Origin of the sequence: Candidatus Kapaibacterium thiocyanatum, from assembly GCA_001899175.1 — a bacterium.
GTDB lineage: Bacteria > Bacteroidota > Ignavibacteria > Kapaibacteriales > Kapaibacteriaceae > Kapaibacterium > Kapaibacterium thiocyanatum.
The window spans coordinates 184,553-201,151 of sequence record MKVH01000024.1; the positions used below are offsets into that span (position 1 = coordinate 184,553).

Genomic DNA, 16,599 nt, shown 5'->3' on the forward strand with positions numbered 1-16,599 from the left:
CGATCGATGGGCACAATCATGTTCGGCGCGCTGCATTGCCATTCACATTTCTCCTTCCTCTCCGGTGGCTCGTCGCCGAGGGAGCTGGCCGAGCGTGCCCGTGCACTCGGACACGGCTTCCTTTGCGTAACCGACCGGATGGGGATGAGCGGTGCCGTCCAGGTCCAGCAGGCCTGCCGTCGCGCAGGCATCAAGCCGATCATCGGTGCCGAGGTCGATGTCGAAGGAGCTTCGCTGGTTCTCATCGCCAGGAATGCGGATGGATACGCCAACCTCAGTACGCTGCTCACGATAGCGCTGCAGCGGGATCGGGACAATCCCGTCGTATCGCTGGAGGATTGCAGGGCGTTCCGGGACGATATCGTCTGCCTCACGGGAGGACGTGACGGACGTCTCTGGCACCATGCTCACAGGCGCGACAACGCTGCCATGAAGGAATGGCTCCTGAAGCTGCGCGATGTCTTTCCCGACGAACTCTACGTCGAACTGATCCATCACCGCAGGCCCGGTGATACAGGAATCGCGGCCCGCATGCATGCCATCGCCAGGGAACTTGAGCTTCCGTGCGTCATCGGTGGAGATGTGCGGTATGCATGTGCCGATGACTACGTCATCTACGACGTCATGACCTGTATCCGGCACGGTATCACGGTCTTCGACACGCATCGCGATCGGCCTGTCAATGATGAACAACGATTGAAGACCGAAGACGAGCTCAGGAAGCTCCTGCCGTTCCCCGATGCCTTCGAGGCTGTGGCGATGCTGGCGGAACGATGTTCGATGGACGTGCTTCGTGAAGAGATCACACCGCCGGCAGCCGGGGTGTCGGCGGGTGAAACGGCGCCGGACGTTCTGCGGAAGCGTTGCGAGGAGGCATTCCACAAGAGATACGGAGATGGCAGGGGATACGAAGCGCAACGCACGACGATGGAGCATGAGCTGGATGTGATACGGGACATGGAGCTGGCGGACTTCTTCCTCGTCGTCGCGCAGATCGTCGATGCCGCCAAGGGAATGGGGATCAGATGCTCGGGGCGTGGATCAGCGGCGAACTCCATCGTGGCCTTTCTCCTAGGCATCACGGGAGTCGACCCGGTGGAACATAAGCTCACGTTCGAACGATTCCTGCATCATGGACGGGTCGGTACGCCGGATATCGACGTCGACTTCGATACGGAACGCAGGCATGAAGTCATCGCATGGATCGAGAATCATTACGGCATCAGTCATACGGCGATGACGGCGACGTATCAGACCTACTCGCTTCGCATGGCCGTTCGCGATGTCGCGAAGGCTCTCGGGTGGCCGCATGAGACGGTAGTGCGGATGTCGAAGGCCATGCCCGGTCATCGTCGAAAGCCGACGGCCGGGTATCGTGACGAGCTCGTGGCCGTCGTCGGCGATTCACCGTTGCTCGTAACGCTCCTGCATGTGGCCGAGCGCCTGATGCGCAGGCCGCGTCATCTCGGTCAACACAACGGAGGCATGATTCTCTCGCATCGTCCGTTGCATACGCTGACGCCGGTACAGATCTCCGCCAACGGCGTACGTATCGCGCAGTTCGACAAGGACGATATCGAGGAGATGGGCCTCGTGAAGCTCGACGTGCTCGGTCTGCGTATGCTCGCCTGTATCGCCGAAACGCTGGAGCTCATCCAGCGTCATGAAGGGAAGACCGTGGACATCGACGAGATCGCCCTCGACGATCCCGATATCTACACCATGCTCCAGGCCGGCGAGACGCTCGGCGTCTTCCAGGTGGAATCGCAAGGTCAGATGCATCTGCTGGCACAGCATCAGCCGGAGAACTTCTTCGACATCCTCACGGAGATCGCACTCTTCAGACCGGGGCCACTCCAGGGCGGCACGGTCAATCCATACGTACGACGTCGTCGTGGCCTCGATCCCGTGACGTATCTCCATCCCATCCTCGAGCCGATCCTGCGCGACACGCTCGGAGTGCTCGTCTTCCAGGAGCAGGTACTGGAAATCATCCATACCGTCGGCGCCATGCCCTTGCGCGATGCGGAGAAGGCGAGGAGTACGATCAGCAAGAACAAGGACATGGAGGCGATCGAACACGTACGGGAACGCTTCATGCATGGTGCCGCATCGCAGGGAGTCGACGATCAGGCTGCAGCGCGGATCTGGGAGAAGGTCCGCGTCTTCACGGGATACGGCTTCTGTCGTTCGCACGCCGCGGCATTCGCCAAGACGGTCTTCCAGAGTGCCTGGCTCAAACAGCATCATCCCGCCGCATACATGGCGGCCTTCCTGCAGTGCCGCCCGGGATTCTACAATCTGATGACGCTGCAGGAGGAAGCCAGACGTCTCGGCGTCGAAGTGCGCACACCCGACATCAACCGCTCGTGGTTCCGCTACGAACTCGAGAGGGACGAGGATGGATCGCTCGCGATCAGGAAGCCGCTGACGGCTATCGCCCATTGTACGACGGATATCGCGCGCAGTATCCTGTGGGCACGTCTCATGGGACCGTTCACATCGGTGGATGACTTCGTGAGGCGTACGGACATTCCGAAGGATACGATGGATGCCATCGCCATGAGCGGTGCACTGGACGGTATCTCCAACGGCTCGCGTACCGCATTGTGGGAAGCCGGCGTCGCCGTGCGTCGCAGGGACAAGGAACGTGAAGCAAGACAGGAATCGCTGTTCGATCTGCCGCTCGTGGATGACGAGGACATTCCCGTTCTGCCTCACATGACGGCACCCGAACGTCTCGCTGCCGACTACGTCACGCACGGCGCGGCACGCATCCATCCCATGACACTGTACCGAAGGGCACTGAACGATCTGGAAGTGCGATCGATCGGTACGTGCTACCGCCTGCAAGGGGGCGAGATCGTGACGGCTGGAATCGTGATTCTGCGCCAGTCCCCGCCGACGGCCAATGGAGTGCTGTTCGTTACCATCGAGGACGAGACGGGCTTCGTCCAATGCGTGGTGCCACCGAAGATGCGGGAACGCTTCTATTCCGAACTGCGTAATGCCGCTCTCATCGTACGGGCGAAGGTCCATGCCCTGGCCAACTGGCGAGGGCTTCTCGTGACGGACGTCCGGCCCTTGAATGGCGTCATCGGCGGGTACTATGGCCATCCGGCGATGTACGGAGGTACGGATACGATGGAGCTGAGTACGGAACATGCGGAGCTGCACCGCACGGATGGCGCCGACGTCGACGGGATATCGATACGGAGTTGATGAACTCAGTTTCCGGCTTCTTCCCGGGAGAATGTCGTGAAGGTCTTGCCATCGTACCGACTCAGGCCGAACCATTTCGTACCGAACCAGAGATTGCCATCCTTGTCTTCGAGAGCGCTCATGGCGGCATCGTCGACAAGACCATCCTTCTCCGTGAAATTCCTGATCGACTTCCCGTCATACCGCCAAACCCCGTCGTTCTCCGTGGTGAACCAGAGATTGCCGTCCGTGTCCTCCAGAAGACAGGTTATGCCAGCACCGTGCAGCGTCTTCGTGGCGGGATGGTCCGAGAAGGACTTGCCATCATAGACGCAGATACCCTTGTCCGTACCGAACAGGTAGCGTCCTTCCTTGTCCTGGATGATGGCGCTCACCTTGTCGCTGCACAGACCGTCCGTCGTGGTGAAGTTGACGAAGGACGTTCCGTCGAAGCGATAGGCTCCTTCGCCGTCGATGCGGAACCAGAGATTTCCATCCTTGTCCTGCAATGCACACATGACAGCACCGGAACTGATGCCCTTCGTCCGTACGATGGTCGCTCGGGTGATCTTCGCCGGGTCTCCGGATGGACTCGTCTTGATCTGTCCATTGCAGGAAGCGACGACGAGAAGAAGGACCACCGGGCAAAGGACGTGCCGCCATGCATACCGAACGATAGAGTATGAGGTCCGATCATTCATCGCACCGGGTTCCACGAGGTTCGAAGCCGTTCGAACGGCTCGCGGGAGTATGGCAAGGCATTACGCCGGGCATCGCTGATCCGTGGTAGTGATATGCCAGAAGTTACGGAGGGGTGGCAGCACGAGGCCATGTCGCGGGTTCCTTTCAGAAGAACGGCCCCGGAAGTCCGATGCCTCCGAGGCTGTCACATCCCGGATTGCCGGAGACACGCCGGAGATCATTCCTTCATCATCGTCGTGCCGATCCGCAGCTCCGGATTCACTCCGCGTTCTCAGCCAACAATGTGATACCGCTCATGTCCGCCTTCCCGTTCTTCAGGAATGCATAGGATATCCGGTCCACGCGGCAGTCGACGAACTGCACCTTCTTCAGGTTGACATTCTTGAAAAACGTATTGATGATCGTGGCATTCCTGAACGTCACTCTCGTACATACGCAGTTCTCGAAACTGCAGTCCTGCATGGTGCCATCGAACACGATGTCGACGAGCTGTGTCTCGATGAACGAGGTCCGGTTCCATACGGTCTGTGCGACGATGTTCTTCTCGAAGCCACTGGAAGCGAAGGTCACACCGGTCAGATCGGCACCAGTGAAGTCGCAGGCATAGACATTGCTCCCCGTGAACCGGGTACCCTTCAGTGAGCAGTCCTTGAATACGTCCTTGTGGACGTTGGAACTATGGATATGGCTGTTCGCGAAGTCCGAGCCCGAAAAGTCGCAGGCGTCCACGTTGTTGCGTTTCAGGAGCAGTCCGGACAGGTCCGAACCGATGAACGTGCAGTGCTGCATGTTGGACGCGCTGAACTGTCCGTGCAGATTCTTCAATCCGGAAAAGTCCACGTTCGCCCAGTTCCCCTGGGACATGTCCCAACGCGGCCTGTCTCCATGACCGGCTGGCGGTGGTTCCGGCGGTGGCGTACTTCCCGTTTCGGCGGGCGGAGCTTCCGTTGCCGTCGATTGGAAGTTCTCCGAAAAGTAGTTGAGATCCACGCCCAGAACTTCCGCGAGCCGATTGAAGGTGAGGAGGTCCGGAATCGATTCTCCGCGTTCCCATTTCCCGACTGCCTGCGGACTGACGAACATGTGTTCGGCGAGCTGGGCCTGCGAGATGTTCCTGTTCTTCCTGGCGTTGGCGATTCTGGTGCCGATGAAGGTCGTTCCCATGGTTGTCGTCCTCGATATGGTGATGTAGTGTCGACGCCACAAAGATATCGGCGCGCCAAGGGGTTACGCCGCTCCTGGTAGTTGTATCGCCGCTACTTCCCGTTGTATTTCGACAACCGGTGGTTGTTTCCGGTGTTTCGGCCGTTCGGATCATTCGACCGAGCTGTTTTTTCACTGTCCGGACCGAGGATTCGGTGATATTGTTCATTTACGACGGACAGGGCTGGGTACAATATTCCTATTGTGGAAAAAGGGAAAGCCCGGGAAACGATCAAGGGCCTGCCCATAGAATACGGACAGCCCCTTTCTCATGTGTTTTCCGACAGGTTGTGGATGCGGTGCGCCATTCGTACTCCCCTGAAAGCCAGCGGGCAATCGGCGTCGCTCGATCCTGTTAAGATGGCGCGGGATTGCTGGGCTCATTAACAAGTCATCGTGCCGAAGTTGCTGCATTCATACAAGCCGAGATCGAAGTAATGCTGGGTTGCGTCCGATCCACACGGCACAGGCAAATACTATCTGGGCTTGGCCGTACAAATACTACCCAAAGACTGCGTCATCAATCTCATGATCTGAGATATGTCGACCTTGTTCTATCGAATACACGATGAGATCTCGAAGGAGATAGAACGAGCCCGTTAAGCACTTGTGAATATCTTCATCCGATACCTGTTCTCCATGAATGACTTTGCTTCGCAGACTATACAAGCGTTTAATTTTATCAAACTTTGTCTTTCTTGCTTCCCCTCGTTCCACCAGTAAACTTGCTGAATAGAGCGACACGCGATACACCAATTCACTACTAATGCCAAATATGGCCTCGATCCCTGACCAGATTCTCGCGACGGCCGAGCGACTTTCCTTGGCAAAACGCCAGTCTTCCGCCGCTTCGAGTGCGAAGCGGAAGGAATTGCTCTCTGATGCTATTCTAGCGCAAGACTCAAAGTGGATGGCGATCCATTCGGAGTCTTTACTGTCTATTCTACAAGGCTCAATGTTGCGCAGAGAATGGTGATGATAGTCTAGAAGGCCGCCCTGAAATTTAGGCAGGTTCTCCTCTCTCCTATATGAAGCTTCATTATTCTGATCGCCATACAGGGATTTAGGTCGAAGCGCACTACCTGCGATTGCGCTCCATGAGTAGCTGCTGCATGCTATGCCATGAATCCTATTATATCCTCGTAAGAGCAGTAGTGTAGTTGCAAGCCAGGCACGATTCAGAGTGTCGTATCCTGTGGTGCTGCCTTGCTGTTGACGAGAGAAAATTTCAACTGTACAAAGCGAAGTTACAGGCTCAAGTACTGCCCATTCTTTAAAGCCAGAAGCACCAGCATTCGCCAGATCAAATACACTCAATGTTGATGCCAGTGGCCTAATCTCAAGCCCATCAGACAAAATGATGGGGCCCCCAAGGCTCTCAATGCCTAGGACTAATACATACCAGTCTGTATCCACCATGTGATATCCTCCTGATTTGATATTGGCGCGCCAAGTGGTAATGACGCTACAGGCAGTTGTATCAGCGCTACTTCCCGTTGTATTTCGACAACCGGTGGTTGTTTCCGGTGTTTCGGCCGTTCGGATCATTCGACCGAGCTGTTTGTTCACTGTCCGGACCGGGGATTCGGTGATCGACCCTTCATCGTTCCGTTCTGTATCCTGAAGAGCCCGCCACATCCATGAGCGGAGGTCCTACCATCGTGAAAATGAAACAGGCCGAATCGCGATGATCCGGCCTGTCGTATGAGTCCATGTGGGTCATGGGCTTGATCGTAGTCCCGAGCAGATTCGAACTGCTGACTTTCAGCTTCGGAGGCTGACGTTCTATCCAGCTGAACTACGGGACCATTGAAGGACACAAAGATACGAAAACCCGTCCGACCCCGCCGTCTCAGGATACCTTCCGCAGTCGGGCCATGAAGAGGCCGTCCGTACCGTGATGCCAGGGATCGACCTGGAGCATACCCGACGTTCCGTCCAGTCCATCCACCGTGATGCCGTGGCGTGCCAGGACGGGAGCGAGCGGCTCCTCGACGAATTCCGGATGATCGGCAAGAAAAGCCTCGACGACCTGACGATTCTCCGCAGGGAGAATGGAACAGGTGGCATAGACGAGAACGCCATCCTGGGCGACATGCCGTGCATAGGTCGAGAGGATCTTGCGCTGTTTGGCCGCATGACGTTTGGCCAGCTCCGGCGTCAGCCGCCATTTGACCATCGGAAGACGACGCACGGTTCCCATCCCCGAACACGGTGCATCGACGAGAACGACGTCGAAGCCGCGACGGGCGTCGCTGACGTCGAGGCCGCGCGTGAGATGGACGAGACGTGTGACGACGCTGCGCACACCTGCCCGTCTGGTACGGCCGAAGATTTCCTTGAGGCGTGCTCCCTCGATATCGGCGGAAAGGATGCGGCCACTGTCGTTCTGAAGGTCGGCAAGGTGTACGGTCTTGCCTCCCGCCCCTGCACAGGCATCGAGAACATCGTCGTTCGGATGCGGATCGCAGGCATAACCGATGAGCTGGCTGCCCTCGTCCTGAATCTCGATCATGCCGTTGAGATAGAGTGCGTGCTGGAGCAGGTTGACGCGTTGGCGGATGATGATGGCTGCCGGCGACCAGCGTCCTGCCTCGGCCTGGATACCCATCGACGCGAGTTCGTGCATGACGCGGTCACGTGTGGTGTGGCGCAGATTGACGCGCAGGCACAACGGGGCGGGACCGAGCATGCTGCGGAAGAGGTCCACGCCGTCGTTGCCGATGGAATCGAGCAGCCAGGGCTGCGTGCATGCCCAGGTCGCGTCGGACATGTCGTCGGGGGCGTTGGCCCGGATGTCGAGATGGGTACGGCACCATGCTACGGCGTCCTGCATCGGCTGGTCAAGATCCGCGACGGTCGTCTTCGATGCTGCCGTCATGGCCTCGGAGAGCGTGATCGGCATGGTGTCCGACAAGGCAAGCGCGAGAGCGCCGTGGACGATGTCGGGCAGGGTGAATCGCCTTGTGACGTCATCGGCGAGCGATAGGGTGCGGAGCGTATGGAAGACGAGTTCACTGAGGAAGCGGCGTTCCGTGCTCCCGATGTACTTGCGTGCGCGCAGGAAGTCGGCGGCCAGGGCGTCCGGGGGCTGGGGCGATTTGCGTACGATGCGCACCAGCTCGGATGCATGGCCGAGAAGGGAAGATAGTTGCATTCGATAGGATTCGTTTAGGAGATGCGTACGACGAGCTTGCCGTACTGTGCGCCCATGCGCATACGATCGAACGCCTCCACGACACGGTCGAGAGGGATGACGCTGTCCACTTCGGGAACGATCTGCTTGTCGGCGACGAAACTGATCATGTCACCGAAATCGACGGACGTGCCCATCGTCGATCCCGTGATACGCAACTGCTTCCAGAAGATCCTGTGCATGTTGGCGTTGGGCGTCGTGCCGCGCGTGGCACCATAGAGGACGATGCGGCCACCGGGTTTGACGATGTTCGTCAGATCGTTGAAACCGACCCCACCGGCCCCGTCGATGATAAGGTCAGGTTGACCGTAGATCGCCATCAGATCCTTCGTCCACGTTTCGGATGTATAGTTCACGCCACCCTGGGCGCCGAGTTTGATCGCACGTGCGAGCTTGTCGTTCGAACTGCTGGTGACGAGGACGCGCGCACCACTCGCGACGGCGAACTGCACGGCCATGGTCGCCACACCGCCACCGGTGCCGGTGACCAGTACCGTATCGTGTTCGGAGCACTTGCCTTGCACCATCAGCGCACGCCATGCCGTCACCCCGGAGAGTGGCAGCGCAGCGGCCTGCTCGTCGGTTAGGTGGGCGGGTGCTTCGTAGAGATTGGCGGCAGGTACGGCGACGTATTCGGCCAGCGTTCCCGAGCGGGGCATGCCGAGTATGGAATAGTCCCTGCCCTGGGCCATCGGATCCGGACCCCAGTCCATGGAAGGATCGATGATGACGCGACGGCCGATCAGGTGATGGAATTCCGGTGTCTGCTCCACCACACCGCAACCGTCCGAACCCAGGATGGCCGGGAGAACGATCTTGGCGTACAATCCTTCCCGTATGAAGAGATCCCTGTGATTGAGGGCCGCCGTCTTGAGCTTCACCAGTGCATCGTGTTCGCCTGGCACCGGCGGAGGGACGTCTTCGACGGAGAACGAGGAGTCTGTCAGAAGAAGTGCTTTCATGGCGTACAAAATACATCAGGTGGTTGAACGTGCTTCTACCGTCAAAGACGTAGCGATGGCATTAAATCGTTCCTCATTGCCGTAACTTCGCAGAATCATGTTCGACAGGATCGCCCGCATACTTCGTCCCACGGCAGCAGTGCTCATGCTCTGCTTCGCCATGGTATGGGGTGCGAGCTCCGTCCACACCCATCATGACGAACTACGTCACGATGTCGTGGTAACGGCTGCGACGGGCGATCATCAGGACGGGGCAGGCGACTGTTCGCTGTGCCACGTCACCAAGCAGCAGATCCTGCTGCCGAGTACCACGGTACTCGTCCATCTGGCGACGGTCGACGACGTACAGTATCGTCCCGTCGATCCACATCGTCCGATAGCGACAGCACGAACCCTTTCCGATCGTGCCCCGCCCGAACAGCGCCCCGGTTAAGCGCTGTTCCACCTTCCATACCATTTCGATGACTACCACCCTTCGGTGGCTGTCGTGCGTCGTATATGTGGTATTAATCCACATTCCGGCGTCGGCCGCCCCCGACAACCATCTGCATGGCATCGTCCGCGACAGCCTGACGCATGCGCCATTGCAAGGTGTTACCGTTCGTATTGCCGGTACCCGGACCGGGGCCCTGACGGATCGTACGGGAACGTTCCACCTGCATGATCTGCCCGACACGGCCATCGTCGATCTGTCCTTCGTGGGATATCACCGGAAACGACTGACACTCCTGCTGGATCATGAGCTGCGGCTCGAAATCCTGCTGGCACCGTCCGGCGTCCAGTCCCGCCAGATTCTCGTCGAAGAGGACCGCGGTCCTACGGCCGGACTGTCGACGCAGCCGATCGAGATCCTGACCCCGGCCGAGATCGACGAGCACCGCGGACAGACCTTCGCGAGCGCCTTGACGTCGATACCGGGTGTGACGGTCATGAATACGGGGCCGTCCATTTCCAAGCCGATGATTCACGGTATGTCCGGCACGCGTCTCGTGACGATGAATGCCGGTGTCGCCCAGGAAGGGCAGCAATGGGGTGCCGAGCACGCTCCGGAAATCGATCCGTTCACCCCGGGACGCATCCAGGTGGTGAAGGGGCCCGCCTCCGTGATGTACGGTCCGAATGCCATGGGTGGCGTCATCAGCGTCGATCCCCGTCCGCTGCCGTCCGCTGCCGTGGTGAACGGAGAGGTCAACCTCAACGGATTCACGAACAACCGCCAGGGTGCGGCCTCGGTCTTCGTGGAGGGTGGGGGACTCTTCGGCATGCCGCTTGGATTACGGGTCCAGGGCAGCGGTCGTCGTGCAGGAGATGCTTCAACGCCCGACTATCGCCTCGCAAACACGGGATTCTCCGAGCTGAACGGTTCGGCCGACATGGGATGGGCGACCGACAGTATGGGAATCCTGGTCCACGGCAGCATCTTCTCGACGACGCTCGGCATCTTCAAGGGATCGCACCTCGGCAATGCCGCCGACCTGGAGCGTGCCATCCAGCGTGGACGACCGGTCGTCGACCCGCCCTTTTCCTACGATATCACGAGTCCGCGGCAGGAAGTACGGCATACGTTGATGAGCATCCAGGCCTTCCGCAAGATCGAGGGTCTGGGCAAGCTCCAGCTCACGTACGGGTGGCAGCAGAACACCAGACGCGAATTCGATGCCCACAATACCCGCATCATCGGTCGGGGAGACGATCCCGTCGTGCGGGCCCGCGATTCCATCGACCGCCTGAACAGGGCCCTCGCCACTCCGGCGATGGAGCTCCTTCTGACGACCATGTCGGCCGAAGCGTCGTTGCAGCACAGGCTGGCCGACAACGTGTCCGGTACCGTCGGGGTATCCGGTACGCGCCAGGTCAACGACCGCAGCGGGACGGTATTCCTCGTGCCCGACTACCGGTCCTACGGCATTGGAGGATATGCCGTCGAATCGTGGCTGTTCGATCGCTGGACACTTGCCGCAGGACTGCGCTATGACTATCGCTGGCTGATGGCTACGGTCCGCAATCGTGCACAGCAGACGCCGGTCGAACAGCGGAAGAGCTTCGCCAGCCTCTCCGGGAGTATCGGCGCATCCTATGCCGCGGACGAGGCCTGGACGCTGAGCGCCAACATCGGGACGGGATGGCGTCCACCCCAGGTGAACGAGCTCTATAGCAACGACGTCCATCACGGAGTCGCCCTCTATGAGATCGGTGACAGCACTCTCCATGCGGAACGGAATCTGGCCGTCGACCTTACCGTGCGCTATGCCGTGCCCGGTGTCGACGTCCAGGCGACGGTTTATACCAACCTGTTCGACGGCTATATCTATTCGCTTCCGGATCCGGCCAATCCGACGATCACGGTGCGGGGGACCTTCCCGACGTACCGGTTCACCCAGACCGGAGCCACGATCAACGGTGCGGATTTCAGCGCGACGGTCGCCCTCGCGGAGGTCGTGAGCCTGTACGCATCGGCGGCCATCGTGCGGGGAACGGATATCGACCGGGATACGCCTCTCTTCCTGATGCCGGCAGACCGTGGCCGGATCGGCGCCCATTTCCATCTTCACGACCTGTGGGAATTCCATGATCCCTTCGTCGACGTCAGCCTGCTCGGTGTGAGGCGGCAGGACCGTTTCATATCGGGTCAGGACTATGTGGACCCACCCGCCGGATACGGCCGGGTCGATGCCTCCGTCGGTGGCCATCTGGACATGTTCGGAACGCACGTGAAGTTCAGCGTGGCCTGCAACAACCTCTTCGACAAACGGTACCGGGACTACCTCAGCCGGTTCCGCTACTTCGTCGACGACGTCGGTCGCGACGTCGTCATCAGAATGACAATCCCCTTCTAACCCATTGCAAGGAAAAGACATGAAGAATCTCATCCCGTCGAACCGCATCCTGACGTCTCTCGTGATCGCCCTGGCCGCGGTCGTATTCTCGACCGGCTGTTCGGAACAATCGGCCACGCCGAACGATCATGGCGAGGAGCATGATGTCGTCACGACCGTGACGTTTCTCCTCGTCGGTGATCATAACGACACTACCCGATTCGTGTGGGAGGATGCCGACGGCCCGGGCGGCAACAATCCCAACAGGATCGACACGATACGGCTGAAACGCGGCGTGGCCTATTCCGGCACCATCCAGCTCATGAACGTGTCGGTCAATCCGCACGAGGATCTGACGGCGGATGTGGCGGCGCACAAGGAGCAACACCAGTTCTTCTACACCGTCACGCCGAAGGACCTGGCCGAGGTGACAAATCTGGACAAGGATAGTAACGGATTGAACGTTGGATTGTCTTATACATTGACTACACACACCCAAGGGACGGGCGTTCTCGAGGTCTCACTTTCGCATTTCGATAATTCGGCTACGAAGGACGGCGTTACTCCGAGCGATGAAACGGACGTCTTCATCACAATGCCGTTGGTCGTGAATAATTGATCTCCTTCTCACCTTCACAATATGCCGTAGCCTCTTGCGAGGCTACGGCATTGTATTTTCCGGGATGTTCGAAACCGATCTTGCTCTCGATGATCTGCGCTTTGTCGTAGCCGACGTTGAAACGACGGGCGGCACGAGCGGCGAGCACCGCATCATCGAGCTGGGCTACTGCGTGATCGAAGGCGGCGTCATCGTCCAACGTGTGACGTCCCTGGTGAATCCGCATCAGCCCATTCCCGAATTCATCACGCGCATGACAGGCATCTCCGACGAGATGGTGGCCTCGGCACCCGACGAGGAGGAAGTCATCGGCGGAATCGCACGGGAACTGCTGGACGAGCGGACGGTATTCGTCGCCCATAACGTCGGTTTCGACTGGGGCTTCGTCAAACGAGCCATCATACGGGCAGGAGAGCCGCTGGGGGAGGTGACGCAGCTCTGTACCTGCAAGTTGTCGCGCCGCCTGAGCACAGGTCTCGCGAGGCACGATCTTGGATCGGTGGCCTCCTATTACGGCGTGGACATCATGGCACGCCACCGTGCGCTGGGCGATGCCGAAGCCACGGCCGAAGCGCTCGTGCTGATGATCGAACGCGCCCGCAACGAGCACGATGCCCGGTCCCTGGCCGATCTCCTGGCCCTGCAGTACGCTCCGCGTACGCAGCCGCGCAGGGAAACGAAGATCCGGGCCCAACTGGAGCCTTATCTCAAGGAATTGCCGGACGAACCCGGCGTCTACTACTTTCTGAGCACGAAGAAGAGCCTTCTCTATGTGGGCAAGGCCAAGTCCATCGCCAAGCGCGTGATGTCCTACTTCCACAGTACGCCCCTGCACAGCCGCAAGGTCTCGCGGATGATCCGCTATATCCGGCATATCCAGTGGGTGACGACCGGAACGGAACTCGGCGCGATGCTGCTGGAATCGCGGGAGATCAAGGAAAAGCATCCGCCGTACAATGTGGCGGGACGTGAATATCTCCCACCGACGCTGATGCGTATCACGAAGGAAGCATTCCCGCGCATCGAGCTGGTGGATCGTATCGATCAGGACGGAGCCGACTACTTCGGACCGTTCCGCAGTGAACGCATGGCCGAACGCGTGATGAACATGATGATCCGCGAGCACAAGCTCCGCGTATGCGATGGGCCGCTCCATCCTGCGCCTGAGGTCCGACCCTGCTTCCAGTTCCATATCAAGCGGTGCGAAGCGCCCTGCGCCGCACTGCAGACGCGCGACGACTATGACAGATCCGTCGAACGTGCCAAGGACTTCCTCGCCAACGTGGAACGTGGAGCCATCAGCCTTCTGCGGGATCAGATGGAGGCTTGTGCGGAACGCCTCGACTTCGAACGCGCCGCACTGCTGCGCGATGGTATCAAGGAGATCGAACGCGTCACGCTTCATGCCCAGGATCGTCCGCTCGCCGTCAGTGAGACCAACGTCATCGTCGTCGTGCCGACGCAGGACTTGTACAGTACCGTCGAAGTCTTCTTCGTCCGCTCCGGACGTCTGCGCGTTCAACGCATCGTCAGCACGTCGGCAAGTCTGGATACGCTGTATCAGGTCGTGGACGACGTCTATTACACGGGTGTCGTGGACGGCCCGTTCACGGAATGCGAACTCGACGAACTGCGCATCATCACATCATGGCTCTATCATCGCCGTGATCGTGCGCGCGTCGTCCATGTACGGGACCAGGTCCGTACCGACGTCTGCAACGATCTCGCATCGGCCGTCAGGCAGTTCTCGCAGGGAGATCCATCAATGTCAGGTAGCATGGTCCGATGAACGATATCATGAAATGGGACGGACATTCGCATACGCACTTCTGTCCGCACGGCAACGGTGACGATCTCGGACTGTATCTCGAACGTGCGGAACGGCTCGGATTCAGGCGATACACGGTGACCGAACATCCTCCGATTCCAGACGGATGGCTGAAGGATGAAGCGCTCGCGAGCAGGATCGCGATGAGGGCCGGCATGCTGCCCCTCTACTTCGAGACGGTAGGACGGCTCAAGCGGGAATACGAGGAGCGCCTCGACGTGCGTGTCGGCCTCGAACTCGACTATCTGCCGGGACAGGACGACTACGTGCTCGGTATGGCCGACCGCTGGCACAAGGAACTCGAAGACATCGTGATGTCCGTGCACTACCTGCCCGGAATGAACGGCATGCGCTGCGTGGATTACAACGTCGACGACTTCCGCGACGGTCTGCTTACATATTACGGATCGATGGAACGCATCGTCGACGAATACTACGATCATGTCGAAGAAGCCATCGAGCTCGCGGCACTGTTGCCCGGATCGCGTCGCATCGGTCACATCAACCTTATCGAGAAATTCCGTCTCGATCTTCCCGATATCGACGATGCCCAGCTCGAACGGCGTTTGACGGATATCCTGCCGCTGCTCGTATCGAGTGGCGTCGGTGTGGACGTGAACATGGCCGGTCTGCGCGCCAGGGCCTGCAACAAGAGCTATGTTCCGGTATGGTTCATGAAGCGATGCCGCGAACTGGGTATCGACCTCGTCTATGGCTCCGATGCCCATCGTGCGGAGCATGTGGGGGCGGGGTGGGAGGAGTACGAGAGGGATGTCGAGGCGATCGGCACATAGCGGAGTGCCCACTATTCCGGTCTTTCCGTGATATCTGGATGATTGTGGTTGTCAGGTAGGAAGCCTGCCGCATCAAGTGATTCCATAAGCAGGCGTAGGAGAGGGCCATGCAGGACATCAATGATGTATCTCCGTGCCTTGTCGTGTGGATATGGTGAAATCAACCTGCGTTTCTTGTATCTACTGATCGTCTGCGATAATGATGATGGGGAGAGCTTGGGATAGAACGTTCTGAATGCCGAAACATCCACGATCTGTTCTTCTGCTACCTGTTTCAGGACTTCCGCTTCGGTGCCGCTAATGATCTCGCGTTGTAGTGCCAGCTTGATCGTTGGCACCAGAATGAGCGAATACAGATGCTTTGCATCCAGCAGCGTGTCGATCTTCGAAATCTCCGTACGTAGACCGCTGAGCATGAAGCCACACCATGCAAGTAACGAGGTGTCGTCTCCGGCATCCGCGATCGACAGTGCGTTCATATAAGCATCCCTGTCTCGACAGAATACGGCTGTCGGGTTCAGGATCCTGCCGTTCCCGACTCTGAATCCTGCTCGTAACAACATCGCATATGTGAGCAAGCGTACGGTGCGGCCATTACCATTACGGAACGGGTGGATATAGACGAACCGATGGTGCGCGATGGCGATACGAAGCAAGTCCATTCGGACCTCTTGGCCTTCATTGATAAAGTTCACCAGTTCATCCATAAGGCTCTCGATCTGTGTCGAGGGTGGGGGATGATGACGTGAGCCACGGATCATGACCTGGAGAATACGGTAGTTGCCCGGTGACTCGTCACCTTCACCCCCATCAAGGGGCGATCTCAGGTTCTTTACGACCAGCCGATGAAGTTCGCTCAACAATGGTCTGTCGATAGGTCGATCGGGATTCCTCTCGAATTCATGTTCGAGAAACGACATCGCGTCTTCGATGTTGGCGATCTCGCGTAAGGATTCGGTAGAGCTCATCTGTTGCGTGATGCTGGCCTCGACCAGCTCATCGATCGTCGTTCGATTCCCTTCTATCCGGGCGGACCCCAGGCTTTCCAGAAGATGGAATACTTTCTTTATCGCGAAGAACAGGACCGGATGGGTACTGCCGTCGAACCTCCTGGCCTTGAGCTTTTCCAGCTCGACGATATCTTCAACGATCTGTGAATTGAAGTCAGGAAACGGGATGCGAAGCGGGTATGAACTCATGTCCGTAATTTATGGAATCCTAGGGTCCTATTTAATGTACAGTGTCGTATCTCATTGATTTTACTGGCTTTGAAATCTT

12 protein-coding genes and 1 tRNA gene are annotated in these 16,599 nt (G+C 58.5%); 6 read left to right on the forward strand and 7 right to left on the reverse strand.

Annotation, left to right across the window (positions count from 1 at the left end):
- Positions 1-18 precede the first annotated feature (18 nt).
- On the forward strand, positions 19-3,222 hold the full coding sequence (locus BGO89_09475; GenBank protein OJX56755.1) for a hypothetical protein: 3,204 nt from the start codon (positions 19-21) through the stop codon (positions 3,220-3,222).
- A gap of 5 nt (positions 3,223-3,227) precedes the next feature.
- Here BGO89_09475 and BGO89_09480 read toward each other — a convergent pair whose 3' ends face one another.
- From BGO89_09480 to BGO89_09505, 6 genes are all read right to left on the reverse strand, one after another.
- A complete protein-coding gene (locus BGO89_09480) occupies positions 3,228-3,842 on the reverse strand; it encodes a hypothetical protein (protein ID OJX56756.1) in 615 nt (204 codons plus the stop codon).
- 319 nt (positions 3,843-4,161) lie between these two features.
- Positions 4,162-5,067, reverse strand: a complete 906-nt coding sequence (locus tag BGO89_09485) for a transcriptional regulator (protein OJX56757.1) — start codon at positions 5,065-5,067, stop codon at positions 4,162-4,164.
- Positions 5,068-5,607: 540 nt separating this feature from the next.
- A complete protein-coding gene (locus tag BGO89_09490) occupies positions 5,608-6,525 on the reverse strand; it encodes a hypothetical protein (protein OJX56758.1) in 918 nt (305 codons plus the stop codon).
- A 312-nt stretch (positions 6,526-6,837) separates the two neighbouring features.
- A tRNA-Arg gene (locus BGO89_09495) sits at positions 6,838-6,914 on the reverse strand.
- A 44-nt stretch (positions 6,915-6,958) separates the two neighbouring features.
- On the reverse strand, positions 6,959-8,263 hold the full coding sequence (locus BGO89_09500) for a hypothetical protein (protein ID OJX56759.1): 1,305 nt from the start codon (positions 8,261-8,263) through the stop codon (positions 6,959-6,961).
- 14 nt (positions 8,264-8,277) lie between these two features.
- Positions 8,278-9,264: a hypothetical protein gene (locus tag BGO89_09505; protein ID OJX56760.1), complete on the reverse strand. Its 987-nt coding sequence runs from the start codon at positions 9,262-9,264 to the stop codon at positions 8,278-8,280.
- Between the two features lie 97 nt (positions 9,265-9,361).
- Here BGO89_09505 and BGO89_09510 point away from each other — a divergent pair, with 97 nt between their 5' ends.
- The 5 genes from BGO89_09510 (at position 9,362) to BGO89_09530 (ending at position 15,321) form a co-directional block, all read left to right on the forward strand.
- Positions 9,362-9,697: a hypothetical protein gene (locus BGO89_09510; GenBank protein ID OJX56761.1), complete on the forward strand. Its 336-nt coding sequence runs from the start codon at positions 9,362-9,364 to the stop codon at positions 9,695-9,697.
- 28 nt (positions 9,698-9,725) lie between these two features.
- Positions 9,726-12,101, forward strand: a complete 2,376-nt coding sequence (locus BGO89_09515; protein ID OJX56762.1) for a hypothetical protein — start codon at positions 9,726-9,728, stop codon at positions 12,099-12,101.
- Positions 12,102-12,120: 19 nt separating this feature from the next.
- Positions 12,121-12,699 carry a hypothetical protein gene (locus BGO89_09520; protein ID OJX56763.1) on the forward strand — a complete coding sequence of 193 codons (579 nt, stop codon included), beginning with the start codon at positions 12,121-12,123 and terminating at the stop codon, positions 12,697-12,699.
- Between the two features lie 64 nt (positions 12,700-12,763).
- Complete coding sequence (locus BGO89_09525) at positions 12,764-14,488, forward strand: hypothetical protein (GenBank protein ID OJX56764.1); 1,725 nt, start codon at positions 12,764-12,766, stop codon at positions 14,486-14,488.
- Between the two features lie 8 nt (positions 14,489-14,496).
- The gene (locus BGO89_09530) at positions 14,497-15,321 is read left to right on the forward strand and encodes a histidinol-phosphatase (protein ID OJX57340.1); all 825 of its coding nucleotides are present in this window, start codon (positions 14,497-14,499) and stop codon (positions 15,319-15,321) included.
- Positions 15,322-15,332: 11 nt separating this feature from the next.
- Here the strand turns inward: BGO89_09530 and BGO89_09535 are convergent, their stop codons facing one another.
- Positions 15,333-16,520: a hypothetical protein gene (locus tag BGO89_09535; protein OJX56765.1), complete on the reverse strand. Its 1,188-nt coding sequence runs from the start codon at positions 16,518-16,520 to the stop codon at positions 15,333-15,335.
- Positions 16,521-16,599: the final 79 nt, after the last annotated feature.

What these genes read in the sequence shown, in the direction of transcription:
- BGO89_09475 (OJX56755.1), top strand. Translation starts at nt 19, where the DNA reads ATGTTCGGCGCGCTGCATTGCCATTCACATTTCTCCTTCCTCTCCGGT.
- BGO89_09485 (OJX56757.1), bottom strand. Translation starts at nt 5,067, where the DNA reads ATGGGAACGACCTTCATCGGCACCAGAATCGCCAACGCCAGGAAGAAC.
- BGO89_09490 (OJX56758.1), bottom strand. Translation starts at nt 6,525, where the DNA reads ATGGTGGATACAGACTGGTATGTATTAGTCCTAGGCATTGAGAGCCTT.
- BGO89_09500 (OJX56759.1), bottom strand. Translation starts at nt 8,263, where the DNA reads ATGCAACTATCTTCCCTTCTCGGCCATGCATCCGAGCTGGTGCGCATC.
- BGO89_09505 (OJX56760.1), bottom strand. Translation starts at nt 9,264, where the DNA reads ATGAAAGCACTTCTTCTGACAGACTCCTCGTTCTCCGTCGAAGACGTC.
- BGO89_09510 (OJX56761.1), top strand. Translation starts at nt 9,362, where the DNA reads ATGTTCGACAGGATCGCCCGCATACTTCGTCCCACGGCAGCAGTGCTC.
- BGO89_09515 (OJX56762.1), top strand. Translation starts at nt 9,726, where the DNA reads ATGACTACCACCCTTCGGTGGCTGTCGTGCGTCGTATATGTGGTATTA.
- BGO89_09520 (OJX56763.1), top strand. Translation starts at nt 12,121, where the DNA reads ATGAAGAATCTCATCCCGTCGAACCGCATCCTGACGTCTCTCGTGATC.
- BGO89_09525 (OJX56764.1), top strand. Translation starts at nt 12,764, where the DNA reads ATGTTCGAAACCGATCTTGCTCTCGATGATCTGCGCTTTGTCGTAGCC.
- BGO89_09530 (OJX57340.1), top strand. Translation starts at nt 14,497, where the DNA reads ATGAAATGGGACGGACATTCGCATACGCACTTCTGTCCGCACGGCAAC.
- BGO89_09535 (OJX56765.1), bottom strand. Translation starts at nt 16,520, where the DNA reads ATGAGTTCATACCCGCTTCGCATCCCGTTTCCTGACTTCAATTCACAG.